Genomic DNA, 16,630 nt, shown 5'->3' with positions numbered 1-16,630 from the left:
GCTTGAGATGCAAGTCGGTTTTTAATTCTATCATCCTCTTCCAAGCAAATTTGCTGAAACTGGTTGCAAGTTTAACTCTCTCGCCCATATAGATAGCTGACCAATATGATAAATTTCATATCCCATTACATGTCTTAAAACCTATGTTTTTTGAGGCATACATCCATCTCTGTTTCCTTTCGTTGTGTTCGTTTGTTTAGTTTAAATGGGTTAATCTATTAATTCTATCAAATCCAACAATTGAACTATTACACTTTAAAGTTCTACTCATATACTATAGTAGATTACTAGAAAGGAGGCTTAACTATGGATAGTTGCGTTGTATTTGTAAACGGACAACCTTTTTTAGTTCTTTCAGTAGCTGGTATTGAAATTGCTAGATTAGAGATTTCCCTTCAAGTAGCATTAGCTCTAAGAGTGCTTGGGATACCAATCTGTGATTAATTACCAAATTAAAAGAAAAAGAGGGCATTAGCCCTCTTTTTTTATTTTCCTCATATATTTTCTTAACAACAAATAAAATTTTAATTTTTATATTGTAAGGAAATTCCGAAAAATAAACTCATTTTATTCAATAAAAAGAGCACCACCCATACCTCATTATCCGTTTCTAAAAAATTAGAATTCGATTAATTACAAAAAAATTTAAATATACGAACGTTACATAAAATACTTGTTAGAATAGCTGTCCTTCACACTATTTATTTCGCAGACGTTATATAATCAAAGCACCAATGATTAACTTTTTATACAGCATTCTAGGCTAGATGATCATGACTGCAAAAAAAACTTCAAGTTCTCGTTTATATAAATCAGATAACGCTTTCACTTTTTGAATCGATTGATAATCTTTAAATTGCGGTTCGCTATCTTCTTCTCCTTGAAGAGCACTAATCCAACTATACTTGAAATCATGTTTCTAACATACCCCCAGTTTGCAAAGTAAATCTTCCTCTCAAAGTTGTTCACACCACTTAAACCAATCATCTCTTACTTGCCAATTATATTGAAATAAAGTGTACACATTTCTCTCTCCCTTACTTCAATTATCCACCTAACAGCATCTGTTATATAATGTGGTTCATCTTTTTGAATATAATGACCACTTTGTTCTGCAATTATTAGTTTATTTTTGTTTGATAATCTTAATAATTCTTCTTGCAATTGTAACCATTTTATTTGTGCATCTTGCGAATAAAAAGCTTTTTTACCAGCAGCTAACACGACGAGTGGAATATCTCTCGTCGACTGACAATATTTATCTGCTTCACCCAGACTAAACATAAACTCTTCATAAGAACTTTCATGTACAAATTGTTTATAGTAAGCTTCTTGAAATTCTGGAGACATGATTGGCAAAAATGCTTCTTTATAATTTTCTGGTGTCGAATCAACCAAAACTATTCCCAACATATCTTCAGGATAAAAATCAGTAAATAAACGTGCATTTATACCACCAAAAGAATGTCCTACAAAAATATAAGGTGGCTTCAGTTGTAAAAGATTTAAGCATGTTCTCAAATCTTTTACCATTTCAGAACTAATACGTTTCTTGGAACTCTTCCCGCTTTTGCCTAATCCAGCCCGATCGTATGTAAGTACCGTACCATATTCCGTCAGTTCTTCAGCAGTTTGATTCCATGCCTTCGAATAATCACCATAGCCTGATTCCAATATAATAACAGGCTGCTTCTTCTTTCCTTGGAATATTTTCGTATACATTTTAAAATCAGCAACTTGTATATATTCCTCTATACATTTAACCATTGACAATCACTTCTCTTCGGCCAAGTTCCTCTACAGCGTGATTAATTATTTCACTTACAGATAAAGAACCATCCAATATGATATCTGAATTCGGCTTAACAGTATGAATTGCCTCTAAATAAGCTTTTCTCGCATATGTCATGTAATGTTCCAAATCATTATGTATTTCATCTATTGTACCTTCCTTAAAATCTCGCAAAATCCTTCTAGCCATCGCAATATCTAAAGGCGTATCAATAAATATAGTTACATCAATGAATTTTCGCATCTCACTATTTAAGTATGCAAAAGGATAATCTACAATAATATAGTCTAAGGTATTATTTTGTATAAGTTGCTCAATATCATGAATTAATGGTGTTAATACCCACTCGTCGTAATTCGCCCCATCATCAATCCATTTACAAATATCAGCAGGAGAGTTATCAAATGTATAACTATCAAAATATAGAGCTTTTGAGTTTTTAAACTTATGCTTTAATCTTTCTGTAATTGTAGTTTTACCTCCCCCCGAAACAGCTGCAATTGAAATTATTTTTGTTTTATTATCCACTATACCCACCAAGCCCCTTTGTTAACATAATATAATTATAAATTACTATTGTTGCTACTTCTTCCATTCATATTCTAACATACTCATTTCCCATAAATTCCAATACGTTTCTCCTACTCTTTTTGACTCTCTTAATAAGCCTTCTTTTACAAACCCTATTTTTTCGTAACATGAAATGGCCGATGTATTAAAATCATACACACCAAGAGTTACTCTATGTAGTTTTAATTCGTCAAAAGCAATATGAAGTACTGCTTTCATCATATGTTTTCCTATAGAACGTCCTCTCATCTTCGTATTACCAACTAATACTTTTCCAATTCTAGCGGACTTATTAATATTATCTATTTGCCCAAGCGAAATATGACCAATAACGTCTGAAGTCTCTTCATCTACCACTTTGAAAGCGAGTGTATTTGCACTTTCTATATACTTCTCTAATTGCTGTTCGTCTAAAGGGAATGTGAATGCATTTCCTGACCATTGTATTAGAAATTCTTCGGAATTAATCCAATTTATTAATTGTTTAAAATCAGATTTCTTAAAACTTTCTAGTTTAATCACTTCCTTGCTCCTTTCGTACATCATGCTTTATAACCTCAAACTTATTTCTATATAAAGAATATATTCTCCTTTTATATGAAATTAAAATAAAGCCATTCATGTGAATGGCTTTACAAAAAAGCAGCTTAATTATGCTTTGTTTGCTACATCAATACCATTAAAATCAAAGTCAGCAGTAATCGTTGTAACAGGTGGGAAAATTGCTTCAATTTTACAAATGGAAATAATTACTCCAACCGATCCAGGAATAGCCGCAAGCCTAACTACATCACAACTGACAGACGAAACAGTACCTACATAAGTACGTCCCTCTGTATTAATTTGAACTGTTCGATTAATTAATTTCTTAAGTTCATCTCTAATTCCTTGTACACAAGAATTATCACATTTCTCATGCTGTTCTTTTTTACACTCTTCGAATACTTCCCAACAATCATCTTGTTTACATGTACACTTCTTTTTACAATTATTAAATCGAGAACCCAATACCTCACCCCCTAATCCTTTCTATTAGTAAAGTATGTCCACTAGCTTAAAAGGGTACGAGGCAAACACATAAAAAGAAAAAAACAAACAATTGTACCAAACTTTCTTTTCATTATTCATTATAAAAACAGACTTCTCCTAATTAAAAGCTTTTTAATGAGCGGCCGTGAATTTAGTCCTACTCCATTTAATGTTTAGACACCACTTTCTAAAACAAACCTTTTTTTTAAAATAAGACGCCCCTTAAAAACACACTAGATTTTCCCATTAACTCACATATACATAGACTTTATTTGTGGATTTCCCATTTTTCATTGTGAAATATACATTTAAAAAGCGTACTCGAAAATAAGATATTATTTGTAATCAGAACATTTTCTTCAACAAGTGTTTATTGAAAAATACCATAACTAGTAGTAGTTCTCTCCACTTTCTCTTAAAAATTAGCATAGTTTGTATGAATTCTATATCGAGTAGAAGACACTCTATCATATAAAGATAAAATAGTAGGTTAATAAACAAGCCATTTTTTTATTAAAACATAGAATAATATGAACACTATTGAAAGGAGGTAGAAATAAATGTCCTGGAAAAATGATTGCTGGAGTTCTCAGAAAAAGCATTGCTGTGATGATTGGTGGAAATCTAAAGAAAAGCATCATTGTGATGATGATTGGAGTTCTCAGAAAAAGCATTGTAATGATGATTGGTGGAAATCTAAAGAAAAGTGTCATTGTGATGACGATTGGAGTTCTCAGGAAAAACATTGTAATGATGATTGGTGGAAATCTAAAGAAAAGTGTCATCGTGATGATAATTGGAGTTCTAAACGAAATAAGTGTCGTTGTAAATGTTTCTTTATTTGTTGCCATTGTAAAAGAAAAAATTAGTAATATTTTTAATGTCAACGTAAAGGAAAGAATATGTCTTTTGGAACCAATCGGGCTTTTCCGGAAAGTTGATCCCTCACCTACTTCCTTGCTTTTGCTGAATTTTTAGATGGGGGCATTACTGCCCGGCAAATACTAGAATGTAATATATAAAAAGCTGACTGCTTTGAAGTGACCCCTAAAAGTTAGACACGGTTATTTCATTAGGCAGCTTGATAAAAATGAGTCCGGTATTGCACCGGGCTCATTTTTAATTTTGCCTTTATCCGTTTTGTATTGTAATAATCTATATATTTTTCTAATTCTATTTTGAAGTGCTCTACACTTTCAAACTCTTTTATGTAGAGAAACTCAGACTTCATGATTCCAAAGAAATTCTCCATTACTGCGTTGTCATAACAGTTGCCTTTACGAGACATACTTTGTACGATACCTCTTTTTTGTAATGCGTGACGGTACTGTTTCATTTGATAATGCCACCCTTGATCTGAATGCATCATTAGTTGGTGATTTTCAGGTAAACCTTCTAATGCTGTCTCTAACATTTCTGAAACAAGTGAATACGTCGGTCTAGAGCCAATTGTATAGGTAATGATTTCACCATTATACAAGTCTAATACAGGTGATAAATAAAGTTTCTCACCGAATAATTTAAATTCTGTAATATCGGTTACCCATTTTTCATTTGGCGTATCTGCCGTAAATTTACGCTCTAAAATATGAGGTGCAATTTTACCAACTGTTCCTTTATAAGATTTATATTTTTTCATACGTACAAGACATTTTAAACCTAACTCTTTCATAATTCGTTGCACTTTTTTATGATTCACTATTTGATTACGATTGGCTAACTCATTACGAATACGACGATATCCATAACGACCTTCGTGTTCATCATAAATCGCTTTAATTTCTACTTTTAAATCGGCATCTGGATCGATTCTATCCATTTGTTTTACATAAAAATAATAGGTGCTTCGAGGGATATCCGCTAACTTTACTAATTCTTTCACTTGAAACTCATGCCTTAATTCATAGACTACTTGTGCCTTGTCTTGTTTGGTGATTTTTCCTTGTTTTGAACTAAGGCATTCAACTTTTTTAAATACGCATTTTCCATACGTAAGCGTTCTAATTCAGCTTGTAACGCTTCAACTGAACCTTCTGCCGGAATCTTTTTAGTATCATGTTTTGTGTTTTTATTTTTCATGGATGGACGCCCCTTTTTCTTTGGTTCAAGGGCATCTAAGCCACCTACTTCAAATTGCTTCTTCCATTGATAAACCGTTGTAAAAGAAGGAACCATGAATATAGCCGCTGTATCCATTAACGATATACCCGATTGAGCCATAAAATTTAGTACGTCTAGTTTAAACTCTGCGGTGTAATTTGTATAGACCTCGTGTAAACCTTCTTCTCCATGGAGTTCGTATAAGCGTAACCAGTATTGAAATTGTGCCTTTGTAATATGCATCTGTTTTGCATATTCTGCTTGAGAAATTATTTTCGGATTAAATCCTTGAACGAGCGTTAACTTTAAATCCTTCGTAAATTTTGTCATACAAAAAACTGCACCTCCAATTGTTAGACTGTGTCTAACAATTGGGGTGCAGTTCACTTATAGTCAGCTTTTTATATATTAACACGTAAAGGTTTAAACAGACATATAAGCAGTCACGCTTTGTCATCACCTTGTTGTTGTAAATTAGTATTTCTACATTGAATAGACATTCCATAATATCGTATTTTGATTAAAACTAAAAAACATACTTAACACTAATAGTAAAATTTTTCTTCTTCATCAAATTCACTTCTTTTCTTTTTATAAACATAAAAAAAGGATCTCTATTTATATAGAGATCCTTTCTAACTTTATAATTTACTAGACTGTAACCCCTGAATAAACGGAACAACTTCAGGATTTACAAGCGATGATAAATCACCTAATTGTTTTCCTAAGTAAGCTGCTTTAATAACACGGCGCATTACTTTAGAATTACGTGTTTTCGGTAAATCTTCTACAACGTGGATGTCTTTAGGACACAACGCTTTTCCAATATGAGAGTTTACTAAACTCATTAATTCTTTCTTTAATTCTCCTGTGAATGTTACATGATCTCTTAACACTACAAAACAATGACAAACTTCACCTTTTACTTCGTCAGGTACACCAATTGCAGCAGCTTCGATTACATCGTTATGTTTCACAAGAATAGATTCATATTCAGCAGGTCCAATACGTTTACCTGCAATATTTAACGTATCGTCTGAACGCCCTGTGATGATATATTGTTCACCATCGTAAATGACCCAGTCACCGTGGACCCATTTATTTTCAAAACGCGACCAATATGTGTTTACGTAACGTTCATCATCTTCCCAGAAGCTTTTCGTCATACCTACCCAAGGTTTCTCTAAGCATAATTCTCCGACTTCATCTCGAATTGGTTTACCTTGATCATCCAGTACGACAGCTGCCATTCCTGGTAAAGATGCGTTAAAACTAATCGGTGCTATTGGCTTAATAAGAACATTACCGAAAATCCCACCAGAGATTTCAGTTCCACCTGAGTAGTTACAGATTGGGACATTTCCTTTTCCAACTGTTTCAAACAGCCACATCCATGGATCAGGATTCCAAGGTTCTCCTGTTGATGCGAATACTTCCAAACTCTTTAAAGAATGTTTATTGACATACTCATCACCTTTTGCCATCAATGCTCGGATTAACGTTGGCGAAATACCTAGATGAGTAATCTCATATTTATCAACTGTCTCCCATAACCGGTCTGCTTCTGGGAAGTCTGGAACACCTTCGTACATAACCATCGTTGCTCCATTAATGAGTGAACCGAATAATAGAAACGGCCCCATCATCCAGCCCATATCAGTTACCCATAATACACGATCACCTTGTTTAATATTCATTCCAAATCCTGCATCAAAAGCTGCTTTCAAAGGAAATCCTGCATGCGTGTGTACTGTTCCTTTCGGCTTACCAGTCGTTCCTGATGTATAAATGAGCATTAATGGATCATCACTTTGCATTTCCTCGGCATGTATGAATGGTTTTTCTTTTTCTAGCGTACTCCACGAAAAATCATAGTTATGTGGTGTAAAATCATTTCCTGCATGACGAACGATAACAACTTTTTCAACAGTTGGGCAATGTTCACAAGCTTTATCTACTTCATCTTTTAAAGAAACAATTTTACCTCGGCGTGAAAATCCATCTGCGGTAATAATCATTTTTGAACCTGCCGCTTGCACACGTGTCATGACTGCATCAGACGCAAAGCCTGAGAATATTGGTGAAATAATTGCTCCGATTTTCATTACAGCTAGCATCGCAACAACTGTTTCTGGAATCATCGGCATATAAATTGTTACACGGTCACCTTTCTCAATACCCGCGTGTTTCAAACCATTTGCAACACGACTTACCCAGTTGTCAAGCTCTTCATATGTAAATGATTTTGAAGTTCCATTTTCCCCTTCGTACTGAAGTGCTGGCTGTATTCTCGTCTCTTCATCCGCAAGCCAGCGGGATAAAGCTGATTCTACAACGTTACATGTTCCGCCATTATACCACTGTGCAAACGGTGTACCATTTTCTAAATCTAACACGTCTGTATAAGGTTTCATCCATTGATAGCCTATTGCCTTTTCTGCCTCTCCCCAAAACCAAACTGTTTCCTCGATAGATTTATTATAAAAAGTTTCATAATCTTCATATCCCAATGATTTCATCCAACCATATAAACGTGTTTTTTCCTTGTACTCTTCTGTTGGAAACCAAACTGCTTGTTTCAATGTTTTCCCCTCCTTAACTTTTTGAGCAAGAAAGCCCTAAATAGGGCTTTTAAACTGGATATACAGGATGTTTACGATCCGTGAATACTTGATATTTACTCATATACATTTCGAAACGTCCTTTTAATTCTTCACGTAAATTGTTTGGATGAACAATACCATCAATCACCATCTCTGATGCTAAATGATAAATATCAATATCTTTCTTATACTCTTCACGTTTTTCAGCAATGAAGCTAGCACGCTCTTCTTCTGGTAAAGCTGCAATTTTATTTGCATATACAGCATTAACCGCAGCTTCTGGACCCATTACCGCAATAGAGGCTGTCGGTAATGCCAGGCAACAATCTGGTTCAAATGCTGGACCTGCCATCGCATATAAACCAGCACCATATGCTTTACGAACAACGATAGAAATCTTCGGTACAGTTGCTTCACTCATTGCAGAAATCATTTTTGCACCATGGCGAATAATACCAGCACGCTCTACTTTTGTTCCAATCATAAATCCTGGTACATCCGCAAGGAATAATAATGGAATATGATATGCATCACATAAATTAATAAACTTAGCAGCTTTATCAGCTGAATCATGGAATAATACGCCGCCCTTCATACGCGGCTGATTTGCAATAATACCAACAGGCTTACCATCAATACGTGCTAAGCCTGTAATTAGCTCTTGAGCAAATAATTTTTTTACTTCATAGAATGAACCTTCATCAATAACTCTATTAATGAGATCTTTCATATTGAAAGGAGCATTTTGATTTTCTGGAATGATTTGTTCTAACGTTTTATCGAATTGTTTCGGTTCTTGAGGTGTAACCAATGGAGTCTTTTCTAAGTAGTTATTTGGAAAATATGAAATGTATTGTCTTGCTTGTGTAATCGCATCTTCTTCTGTCTTGCATAAAACATCTCCGCATCCTGATACAGAGCAATGCATACGAGCTCCGCCCATCTCTTCTAAAGTTACCTTCTCACCGATAACCATCTCAGCCATACGAGGAGATCCTAAATACATAGATGCATTTCCTTCTACCATCATTACAACGTCGCAAAAGGCTGGAATATAGGCACCACCAGCTGCAGAAGGTCCAAATAATAAGCATACTTGAGGAACTTTACCTGATAATTTCACTTGATTATAGAAGATTCTTCCTGCACCACGGCGCCCTGGGAACATTTCTACTTGATCTGTAATGCGCGCTCCAGCAGAGTCGACTAAATAAAATAACGGAACACGTAGTTTTTCAGCTGTTTCTTGAATACGTAAAATCTTTTCAACTGTGCGTGATCCCCATGATCCAGCTTTTACAGTAGAATCATTGGCCATTACACATGCAGTACGACCATGTATTTTACCCGTTGCCGTTACAACGCCGTCCGCAGGTAAGCCTGTTTGTTCACAGTTAGCAAATAATGCATCTTCTACATATTCGCCATTATCAAATAGAAGCGCTAAACGATCTCGAACAAATAATTTTCCTTTTGCTTTATTTTGTTCATGATACTTTGGTGCGCCGCCTTGTTTAATCGTTTCAACTCGTTCTTCAAATGAATTAGATTGTTGTTTTTGATCTAACATATTTACTCCCCCTTATACGTTGGTGTGCGTTTTTCCTTGAATGCTTGTAATCCTTCTAATCTATCTTTCGTATGGATTACACCTTCATACGCTTGTTTTTCCATTTGTAATCCGGTATGTAAATCAACTTGAATACCATTTGAAATTGCCTCTTTTGCTAATCGAACAGCAATAGGTCCATTACTAGCAATTTTCTCTGCTATTTCAATCGCTTTCTCTTCAAGTAAATTAGCTGGTACAACAAATTCTACTAAACCATATTCTTTTGCTTCTTGCGCTGAAATACGTCTACCTGTATAAATTAATTCTTTCGCTCTACCAACACCAATTAATCTCGGTAAGCGCTGTGTACCACCCGCTCCTGGTATAATTGCAAGTGTCGTTTCAGTAAGACCAAGACTTGCAGATTCAGCAGCAATTCTAAAATCACAAGCTAAACTTAATTCCGTACCACCACCAAGTGCGATTCCATTTATAGCAGCAATAACTGGCTGTGGTAATTGTTCAACCATCTCCATAGTCGTGCGAATCATACTAACAGCATGGCGAACTTGTTCCTCATTCATACCAGCACGTTCTTTTAAATCAGCACCAGCACAAAATGCTTTTTCACCAGCACCTGTTAGAATAACTACACGCGTATTGGACTCTTCACTTATTTGAGTTAATATGTTTTGTAACTCTTCTAATAACGCTAAAGATAATGAGTTTGCTTGTCTTTCACGATATAACGAAATCTTTACAACGTGAGGTGTTACATAATCAACTGAAATGTTTTGTAATTGTAGCATCTTCTCACCTACTTATCGTTTTATGTTGAAGCGCTCTATACACATGACTCGGTAATTGGATATTTAGCTTACTTTGAATAAATTGACTAGCTCGCAATAACTTTTCTTCGTCTATATTCGTTTGAACTCCTAATTTATGGAGCATATGTACTAGGTCATCAGTAGCAACATTACCTGATGCTCCTGGTGCATAAGGACAGCCCCCGAGTCCACCACAAGAACTATCAAATGTTGTAATACCGTATTCTAATGATTTAACTACATTTGCTAGAGCCATTCCATACGTATTATGAAAATGCATGGCAAACTGCGAAGCATCATACTTCTTTAATAGATGTTCTAATACTTGTTCTACTTGTAATGGATTCGCTACACCGATTGTATCCCCAAGAGAAACTTCATAAATGCCGTATGAAAATAGTTGATTACATAATTCGTCAACTGCTGTGACACTTATATCGCCTTCATAAGGACATCCAAATACAGTAGAAACATAGCCTCTTACCTTTTTCCCTTCGAATAATGCCTGTTTTGTTATATCTTCGATTACAACTAACGCTTCTTTAATCGATTTATTAATATTACTTTTATTATGAGATTCACTTGCTGATAAAAAAACATTCACCTCATCTACATTTTGCAAAAAAGCTCGTTCCAAACCATTTTGGTTCGGAACAAGCGCAGCATATGTAACATTTGGATCCCTTTTCAGCTCAGAAAACACATCATTTGCATCCGCTAATGCTGGGACCCATTTTGGGTGAACGAATGAGGAAACTTCAACATACGACAATCCTGCTTCTGTAAGTAGTTGAATCCATTTTACTTTATCTTTTGTGCCAACAATCTTTTTTTCATTTTGTAAACCATCACGTGGTCCTACTTCTTTAATGACAGCAAAATTAGGTAGTTTCAATTCGCTTCCCCCTATATCTCCCTATTCAATTTCTAATAATACATCTCCTTCATTTACAAAATCGCCTTCTTGCACATTAATTTTCATAACTGTGCCGGCTTCTTCTGAAATGATTGGAATTTCCATTTTCATAGATTCTAAAATGACGACATCCTGCTCTTCCTCTACTGTATCTCCTACTCCTACAACAATCTTCCAAACGTTTCCTGCCATCGATGCGTATACTTTCGTCATCATTTTTTCCCCCTTAATATTGTTAGATCTTATTTTTTAACGAGTTGTTTCGTTACAAAACCCGTTGTATAAATACCCGCTTTGAACACTTCGTCTTCCAAAACTTGCATTAGCATTGGCGTGTTCGTTTTAATACCTTCTACTTTTAATTCTTCTAGAGCATCATGTAATTTTGAAATTGCTTCTTCACGAGTCTCGCCATGTGCAATGACTTTCGCAATCATTGGATCATAGAAAGGTGTAATCGTTACATGATTTTCTAAGAAGTGATCAATTCGTACATTTGACGGTAATGTTAAATCTGTAATTTTCCCAGGTGACGGGAAGAATGTTTTCGGATCCTCTGCATAAATACGAGCTTCAATGGCATGACCACTACGTTTTACATCATCCTGAGTAAATGATAGTTTCTCTCCACTTGCGATAAGGAGTTGCTGTTCTACAAGGTCTAATCCCGTAATTTCTTCTGTCACTGGATGCTCTACTTGTAATCTCGTATTCATTTCTAAGAAATAGAAATTTTTCTGATTATCTACAAGAAACTCAACTGTACCTGCATTTGTATAGCCAAGTGCTTTGGCAGCTTGTACAGCAACTTCTCCCATCGCCTTTCGTGTACCTTCATCTAAAAATGGTGAAGGTGCTTCTTCGATTACTTTTTGATTTCGGCGCTGTACCGAACATTCACGCTCCCATAAATACACTGTGTTACCATGTGTATCTGCTAAAAGCTGAATTTCAATATGATGCGCATCTGCTATATATCGCTCTAAATACATTTCCCCGTTACCGAAGAAGTTTTGCGCTCTTGTTTTATTACTTTCAAACGCTTTGGTGAGCGTTTGCTCAGTTTCCATCAACTGCATACCAATGCCTCCGCCGCCTGCGGATGCCTTAAGCATTAATGGATAACCAATTTGTTTTGCAATTTCAATTGCTTCTTCAGCAGTTTCAATATTTGTAGTAATACCTGGGACTACTGGGACATCTGCTGCTTGCATTGCGATACGTGATTCAATTTTACTTCCCATCTTCGTAATGATTTCTTCTGAAGGACCGATAAATACGATTCCTTCTTCTTTGCAGCGAACCGGAAAAGACGGATTCTCTGATAATAAACCATAACCCGGATGAATGGCTTCTGCATTTGTCTTCTTAGCTATTTCAATAATTTTTTCAAGGTTTAAATAGCTTTCTTGAACACGCGGTCCACCTACTAAGTAAGCTTCATTTGCCATTTTCACATGAAGGGCATTTTCATCTGCTTCAGAATAAATAGCAACAGTGCGAATGCCAAGTTTTTGACAAGTTTTCATAATACGAACAGCGATTTCCCCGCGATTCGCAATTAATATTTTTTGAAACATAGTGATTCCTCCCTTTTATCTACATCCTAAATGTCTAGCAATTACGAGACGTTGAATTTCAGAAGTTCCTTCACCAATTTCTAATAGTTTCGCATCACGAATATGTCGTTCAACTTCATATTCACGCATATAACCATATCCACCATGAATCTGTACTGCTTGATTCGCAATACGGCTTGCTGCTTCCGATGCAAATAGTTTTGCCATTGCCGCTTCTTTGCCGAAAGGTTTATCGTTATCTTTTAACCAAGCTGCTTTATGTACTAAATTGCGTGCTAGCTCTACTTCAGTCGCCATATCAGCTAATTTAAATTGAATCGCTTGGAAATTAGAGATTGACTTTCCAAATTGTTGACGTTCTTTCGCATATTGTAATGCACGTTCAAAGGCTGATTGCGCAATACCAACTGCCAATGCTGCGATTGAAATACGCCCTCCATCAAGTGTATATAAAAATTGTTTAAAACCTTTATTTACATCACCAAGAATATTTTCTTTCGGTACACGAACGCCATCAAGTACGATTTCACAAGTATTAGAAGCGCGAACACCCATCTTATCGTAAGGACTTGAAATCGTTAATCCTTCACTCGTAGTAGGCACGATAAATGCAGAAATACGTTTTCTACCATTCTCTTCAATACCGTTGACAGCGGTTACAATAATTGTATTTGCATACTCTGCGTTTGTAATCCAACACTTCTCACCACTGATTACATACTCATCACCATCTAATACCGCTTTCGTTTGAGTACCACCTGCATCTGATCCAGCATTCGGCTCCGTTAATCCGAAGGCACCTAATGTTTTACCTGACGCCATCGGAACTAAATACTTTTGTTTTTGTTCTTCTGTACCGAAATAATAAATTGGAGAAGCACCTAATGAAATTGTTGCAGCATAGCTTAAACCGGTGCCACCACAAGCGCGACCAATTTCTTCAACTGCTAACGCATACGATACCGTATCGCCACCTGAACCTCCATATTCTTCTGGGAATGGGATGCCTAATAATCCTAGTTCGCCCATTTTTTGAAATGTTTCATATGGAAACTCTGCAGTTTTGTCATAATATACAGCTTTCGGTGCGATTTCCTTTTCAGCAAAGTCACGTACCATTTCTTTAATCATTTGTTTTTCGCGAGTTAGAGTAAATTCCATTCCGCTACACACCCCTTATCGAATATTGAGTTTCGACAGCGTGCGAGTTTCTACTACAAACATAACAACTTAAAAGACAAGAATATTAGTTAGACAATTGCTACAATTCTGTCATAACTTAATTTTAAAACAGATTCTGTACTAATGCACAAAAAAATTCCTACATTGTTCTACAACAACATAGGAGATTTTGTGTCGAATTATGTAATTTATTGTTTAATAATCTCTACCTTTTCCCGAATCAGAAATTTCTACTAATGCTTCAGGGTATGGTTCGAAATACGTTTGTCTTAATAAATACTTTTCATCAAATCGAATAGCCCATGATTTTAATATTGTAAGTAAACTACTAAGTGGTATTTTCTTTTCTGCATACTTTTGTAACAGTTCTATAAAATGATCTTTTTCTTGTTTTTTTAACTTTGTTTTAAAATATCCAAAAATGTGCTCGCATACATTTACATTCGATGTATAACGGGGCGCACGCATAAATAATTCATATAAAGTCTTCTCATAGTTTTCAAATACCACTTCAATCTTTTCATTTTTTTGATTTGCAATTATACGACCTAATTCCTTTTGTTTCACCTGATTATATGCCATAAATAAATATTTATTGTCCGACTGAAACGATACAAGTTCTTTCATATTTTTATTGTGTTTAATCATTTTGTAATATGCGATTGTAAATAACCTTGTAAAGAAATGCTCTCTAATAATAAAATTCGACAATCTACCTTCCTCTTCAATAGGAAGATGCGAAAAATTTTTTACTACTGCTCCGCCGAATAAGCCAGCTCCTTTTCCCTTTGCTGGCGCTTTTTCAAAACCAGAATAAATTTTCACATCACGCGTACCACAACTTGGTGAACGATTCTTTAAAATAAAACCATCCACATCTGGTATCGTTTGTAAAAAGTCATTTGAAAACTGCTCCATTTTTTCAGTTACATCTTCTCGTGTCGACGGTTGCATAAGTCTATTCTCACCATTTTCTTCTACAATTCGTATCGTTTCACGAGGAGTCCCCAATCCAATCTCCACTTCTGGACAAACAGGTATAAATGTAACAAATGGCTGCAAATTTCGTATTGTTACATCTGGAATCATCTCTCCATTATAACGACAAGCATCAAATTCTAAACACTTACTTACGACGATTGTAGGTTTTGCAAATTGTCGCATCTTATTACCTCCTTATTGCTAGCCCGTATAATATAAATTGTACTAAGATTAACATTTTAAGCAAAGTTTGATTCAGTTATTTTTATGAGAAATATATATCCAATGATATATTAACAATCATTCAACTCTATTTTCTATAAATGTGCGCCCTATTAATGAGGGTTTAGATATTGTGAAATGAATAATACACACATGCTTCGGAGAAATTAATGATTAAGAAAGGAGGGATTGTTATGAAAAAGAAATTATCATCTATCTTAAGTGTTTTAGCACTATCTATTATGTTTTTAGGTACATCTACGCAAGCTGAATACGATGGAAATAATATGAATAGAGTTAATAACACTGATATTTCAACTCGAGTAAATGACAATAACTTAGACAGAGTTAATAATGATGTAAGAACTCGAAATGTAAATACAACAAATGATTTAAATGATAATCGTGATAAAAATAATAATTGGGCTTGGCTTGGTTTATTAGGACTAGCAGGATTATTAGGTCTTAGAAGAAGAGACAAAGAAACACGCTGATTTAGAATGTTTTTAGTAAACAAGTACTTATTTATCAAAAATATATAATGAAAATAAATCGCCTTTTTAAAGGCGATTTATTTTTACTTAAAAGTAATGTATGTAATTCACACTTCAACGATTAAAATCGTGGAGTTAATCCATACAATATAAATTGAATCGTATTTTCAATTTCCGCTTCATCATTCCATTTTTCTTCAGGCAATAATAAAAATCGTGTTAATAATAAACCTAATACAGCTGATAAAGTAAGACGTAGTACGGAAGATGGTGGTATCTCAATAATTTCCCCTTCTTCTTGAAATTTCACAATCAACTTTTTGAAATGTGAAAACAGTTCTGTTTCTACTAATTGCTGTATTTCATTTTTCAGTTCTGGTTGGAATGGCACCTCTTGAATTAATATTTTTATCATAGGAAAGTGTTTTTGAGCAAATTTAAACCTATTATGAATTACAACCCTTAAAAGTCCTTCGTATGATTCATAATCCGATTTAAATATTTCTTTTGCAAAGGTTTGTACGAAAAATGGTGCAGCGAACTTAGTTAAAGTTGGCATTACGACCGCTAGTAATAAATCTTTTTTTGTTTTATAGTAGCGGAAGATGGTTCCTTCCGCTACACCAGCACGCTTTGCAATTTCACTTGTTGAAGTTGAAGCGTATCCTTTTTCTCCAAACATATCAACAGCCGCCTCTAATATTCGCATTTGACGTTCATTTCGTTTATCCGTATTAGTTGCAGCTATTAATTCCTCCAGCCAATCCTTCTGCATTTAT

At 35.0% G+C, this 16,630-nt stretch carries 17 protein-coding genes and 2 pseudogenes; 3 read left to right on the top strand and 16 right to left on the bottom strand.

Translation table 11 applies throughout. The annotated features are described in order from the left end of the window. Positions 1-30 precede the first annotated feature (30 nt). A pseudogene (locus tag C3Y97_RS12300) lies at positions 31-141 on the bottom strand (DinB family protein); the annotation flags it as partial. A 165-nt stretch (positions 142-306) separates the two neighbouring features. Between C3Y97_RS12300 and C3Y97_RS12295 the strand changes: the two are divergent. Then, complete coding sequence (locus C3Y97_RS12295) at positions 307-444, top strand: DUF3956 domain-containing protein (RefSeq protein ID WP_000376554.1); 138 nt, start codon at positions 307-309, stop codon at positions 442-444. A 303-nt stretch (positions 445-747) separates the two neighbouring features. Here the strand turns inward: C3Y97_RS12295 and C3Y97_RS28105 are convergent. The 5 genes and pseudogenes from C3Y97_RS28105 to C3Y97_RS12270 all read right to left on the bottom strand — a co-directional run. After that, a pseudogene (locus C3Y97_RS28105) lies at positions 748-1,024 on the bottom strand (DinB family protein); the annotation flags it as partial. Further along, positions 991-1,767 (bottom strand): alpha/beta fold hydrolase, encoded by a 777-nt coding sequence (locus tag C3Y97_RS12285; RefSeq protein WP_000237651.1) that lies wholly within the window; start codon positions 1,765-1,767, stop codon positions 991-993. The gene C3Y97_RS12285 and the pseudogene C3Y97_RS28105, both read right to left, overlap by 34 nt. Further along, on the bottom strand, positions 1,760-2,329 hold the full coding sequence (locus C3Y97_RS12280) for a nucleoside/nucleotide kinase family protein (protein ID WP_000513268.1): 570 nt from the start codon (positions 2,327-2,329) through the stop codon (positions 1,760-1,762). Before C3Y97_RS12280 ends, C3Y97_RS12285 begins: the two co-directional genes overlap by 8 nt. A 45-nt stretch (positions 2,330-2,374) precedes the next feature. After that, the gene (locus C3Y97_RS12275; RefSeq protein ID WP_000990082.1) at positions 2,375-2,908 is read right to left on the bottom strand and encodes a GNAT family N-acetyltransferase; all 534 of its coding nucleotides are present in this window, start codon (positions 2,906-2,908) and stop codon (positions 2,375-2,377) included. A 105-nt stretch (positions 2,909-3,013) separates the two neighbouring features. Continuing rightward, positions 3,014-3,370 carry a hypothetical protein gene (locus C3Y97_RS12270; protein ID WP_000535576.1) on the bottom strand — a complete coding sequence of 119 codons (357 nt, stop codon included), beginning with the start codon at positions 3,368-3,370 and terminating at the stop codon, positions 3,014-3,016. A gap of 561 nt (positions 3,371-3,931) precedes the next feature. On the opposite strand from C3Y97_RS12270, the gene C3Y97_RS12265 reads away from it, so the two are divergent. Beyond that, positions 3,932-4,369 (top strand): hypothetical protein, encoded by a 438-nt coding sequence (locus C3Y97_RS12265; protein WP_176396432.1) that lies wholly within the window; start codon positions 3,932-3,934, stop codon positions 4,367-4,369. A 94-nt stretch (positions 4,370-4,463) separates the two neighbouring features. Here the strand turns inward: C3Y97_RS12265 and C3Y97_RS12260 are convergent. The 9 genes from C3Y97_RS12260 to C3Y97_RS12220 all read right to left on the bottom strand — a co-directional run bounded on the left by C3Y97_RS12260 (position 4,464) and on the right by C3Y97_RS12220 (position 15,318). Then, positions 4,464-5,821, bottom strand: a protein-coding gene (locus tag C3Y97_RS12260; RefSeq protein WP_127063940.1) for an IS3-like element ISBce18 family transposase whose coding sequence is annotated in 2 segments (ribosomal slippage) — positions 4,464-5,365 and positions 5,365-5,821 — 1,359 coding nt in all. Because the reading frame shifts where the segments join, the coding sequence is not laid out codon by codon here. Positions 5,822-6,132: 311 nt separating this feature from the next. Continuing rightward, complete coding sequence (locus C3Y97_RS12255; protein ID WP_136363410.1) at positions 6,133-8,073, bottom strand: AMP-binding protein; 1,941 nt, start codon at positions 8,071-8,073, stop codon at positions 6,133-6,135. Between the two features lie 49 nt (positions 8,074-8,122). Further along, on the bottom strand, positions 8,123-9,664 hold the full coding sequence (locus tag C3Y97_RS12250; RefSeq protein WP_000886744.1) for an acyl-CoA carboxylase subunit beta: 1,542 nt from the start codon (positions 9,662-9,664) through the stop codon (positions 8,123-8,125). A gap of 2 nt (positions 9,665-9,666) precedes the next feature. Continuing rightward, positions 9,667-10,455, bottom strand: coding sequence for an enoyl-CoA hydratase (locus C3Y97_RS12245; RefSeq protein WP_000939818.1), 789 nt, complete (start codon positions 10,453-10,455; stop codon positions 9,667-9,669). 4 nt (positions 10,456-10,459) lie between these two features. After that, entirely contained in the window at positions 10,460-11,371 is a 912-nt protein-coding gene (gene mvaB, locus C3Y97_RS12240) for a hydroxymethylglutaryl-CoA lyase (RefSeq protein ID WP_000775436.1), read from the bottom strand. Between the two features lie 21 nt (positions 11,372-11,392). Next, positions 11,393-11,608 (bottom strand): acetyl-CoA carboxylase biotin carboxyl carrier protein subunit, encoded by a 216-nt coding sequence (locus C3Y97_RS12235; protein ID WP_001987345.1) that lies wholly within the window; start codon positions 11,606-11,608, stop codon positions 11,393-11,395. 26 nt (positions 11,609-11,634) lie between these two features. Next, on the bottom strand, positions 11,635-12,972 hold the full coding sequence (locus C3Y97_RS12230; RefSeq protein WP_000486750.1) for an acetyl-CoA carboxylase biotin carboxylase subunit: 1,338 nt from the start codon (positions 12,970-12,972) through the stop codon (positions 11,635-11,637). Positions 12,973-12,987: 15 nt separating this feature from the next. Further along, complete coding sequence (locus tag C3Y97_RS12225) at positions 12,988-14,133, bottom strand: acyl-CoA dehydrogenase (protein WP_000397279.1); 1,146 nt, start codon at positions 14,131-14,133, stop codon at positions 12,988-12,990. A 216-nt stretch (positions 14,134-14,349) separates the two neighbouring features. Next, positions 14,350-15,318 carry a YbgA family protein gene (locus C3Y97_RS12220; RefSeq protein ID WP_001248632.1) on the bottom strand — a complete coding sequence of 323 codons (969 nt, stop codon included), beginning with the start codon at positions 15,316-15,318 and terminating at the stop codon, positions 14,350-14,352. 233 nt (positions 15,319-15,551) lie between these two features. On the opposite strand from C3Y97_RS12220, the gene C3Y97_RS12215 reads away from it, so the two are divergent. Beyond that, positions 15,552-15,851 carry a WGxxGxxG family protein gene (locus tag C3Y97_RS12215; protein ID WP_000728157.1) on the top strand — a complete coding sequence of 100 codons (300 nt, stop codon included), beginning with the start codon at positions 15,552-15,554 and terminating at the stop codon, positions 15,849-15,851. 121 nt (positions 15,852-15,972) lie between these two features. Here the strand turns inward: C3Y97_RS12215 and C3Y97_RS12210 are convergent, their stop codons facing one another. Beyond that, complete coding sequence (locus tag C3Y97_RS12210; protein WP_001168184.1) at positions 15,973-16,626, bottom strand: TetR/AcrR family transcriptional regulator; 654 nt, start codon at positions 16,624-16,626, stop codon at positions 15,973-15,975. Positions 16,627-16,630 lie beyond the last annotated feature (4 nt).

It is taken from the genome of Bacillus sp. DU-106 (assembly GCF_004799705.1).
Taxonomy (GTDB): domain Bacteria; phylum Bacillota; class Bacilli; order Bacillales; family Bacillaceae_G; genus Bacillus_A; species Bacillus_A cereus.
This window is presented reverse-complemented; position numbering and strand designations above follow the sequence as displayed.

Coding starts and splice junctions, on each gene's coding strand:
- C3Y97_RS12210 (WP_001168184.1), bottom strand. CDS start 16,626: ATGCAGAAGGATTGGCTGGAGGAATTAATAGCTGCAACTAATACGGAT.
- C3Y97_RS12230 (WP_000486750.1), bottom strand. CDS start 12,972: ATGTTTCAAAAAATATTAATTGCGAATCGCGGGGAAATCGCTGTTCGT.
- C3Y97_RS12295 (WP_000376554.1), top strand. CDS start 307: ATGGATAGTTGCGTTGTATTTGTAAACGGACAACCTTTTTTAGTTCTT.
- C3Y97_RS12275 (WP_000990082.1), bottom strand. CDS start 2,908: ATGATGTACGAAAGGAGCAAGGAAGTGATTAAACTAGAAAGTTTTAAG.
- C3Y97_RS12215 (WP_000728157.1), top strand. CDS start 15,552: ATGAAAAAGAAATTATCATCTATCTTAAGTGTTTTAGCACTATCTATT.
- C3Y97_RS12235 (WP_001987345.1), bottom strand. CDS start 11,608: ATGATGACGAAAGTATACGCATCGATGGCAGGAAACGTTTGGAAGATT.
- C3Y97_RS12250 (WP_000886744.1), bottom strand. CDS start 9,664: ATGTTAGATCAAAAACAACAATCTAATTCATTTGAAGAACGAGTTGAA.
- C3Y97_RS12245 (WP_000939818.1), bottom strand. CDS start 10,455: ATGCTACAATTACAAAACATTTCAGTTGATTATGTAACACCTCACGTT.
- C3Y97_RS12285 (WP_000237651.1), bottom strand. CDS start 1,767: ATGGTTAAATGTATAGAGGAATATATACAAGTTGCTGATTTTAAAATG.
- C3Y97_RS12220 (WP_001248632.1), bottom strand. CDS start 15,318: ATGCGACAATTTGCAAAACCTACAATCGTCGTAAGTAAGTGTTTAGAA.
- C3Y97_RS12225 (WP_000397279.1), bottom strand. CDS start 14,133: ATGGAATTTACTCTAACTCGCGAAAAACAAATGATTAAAGAAATGGTA.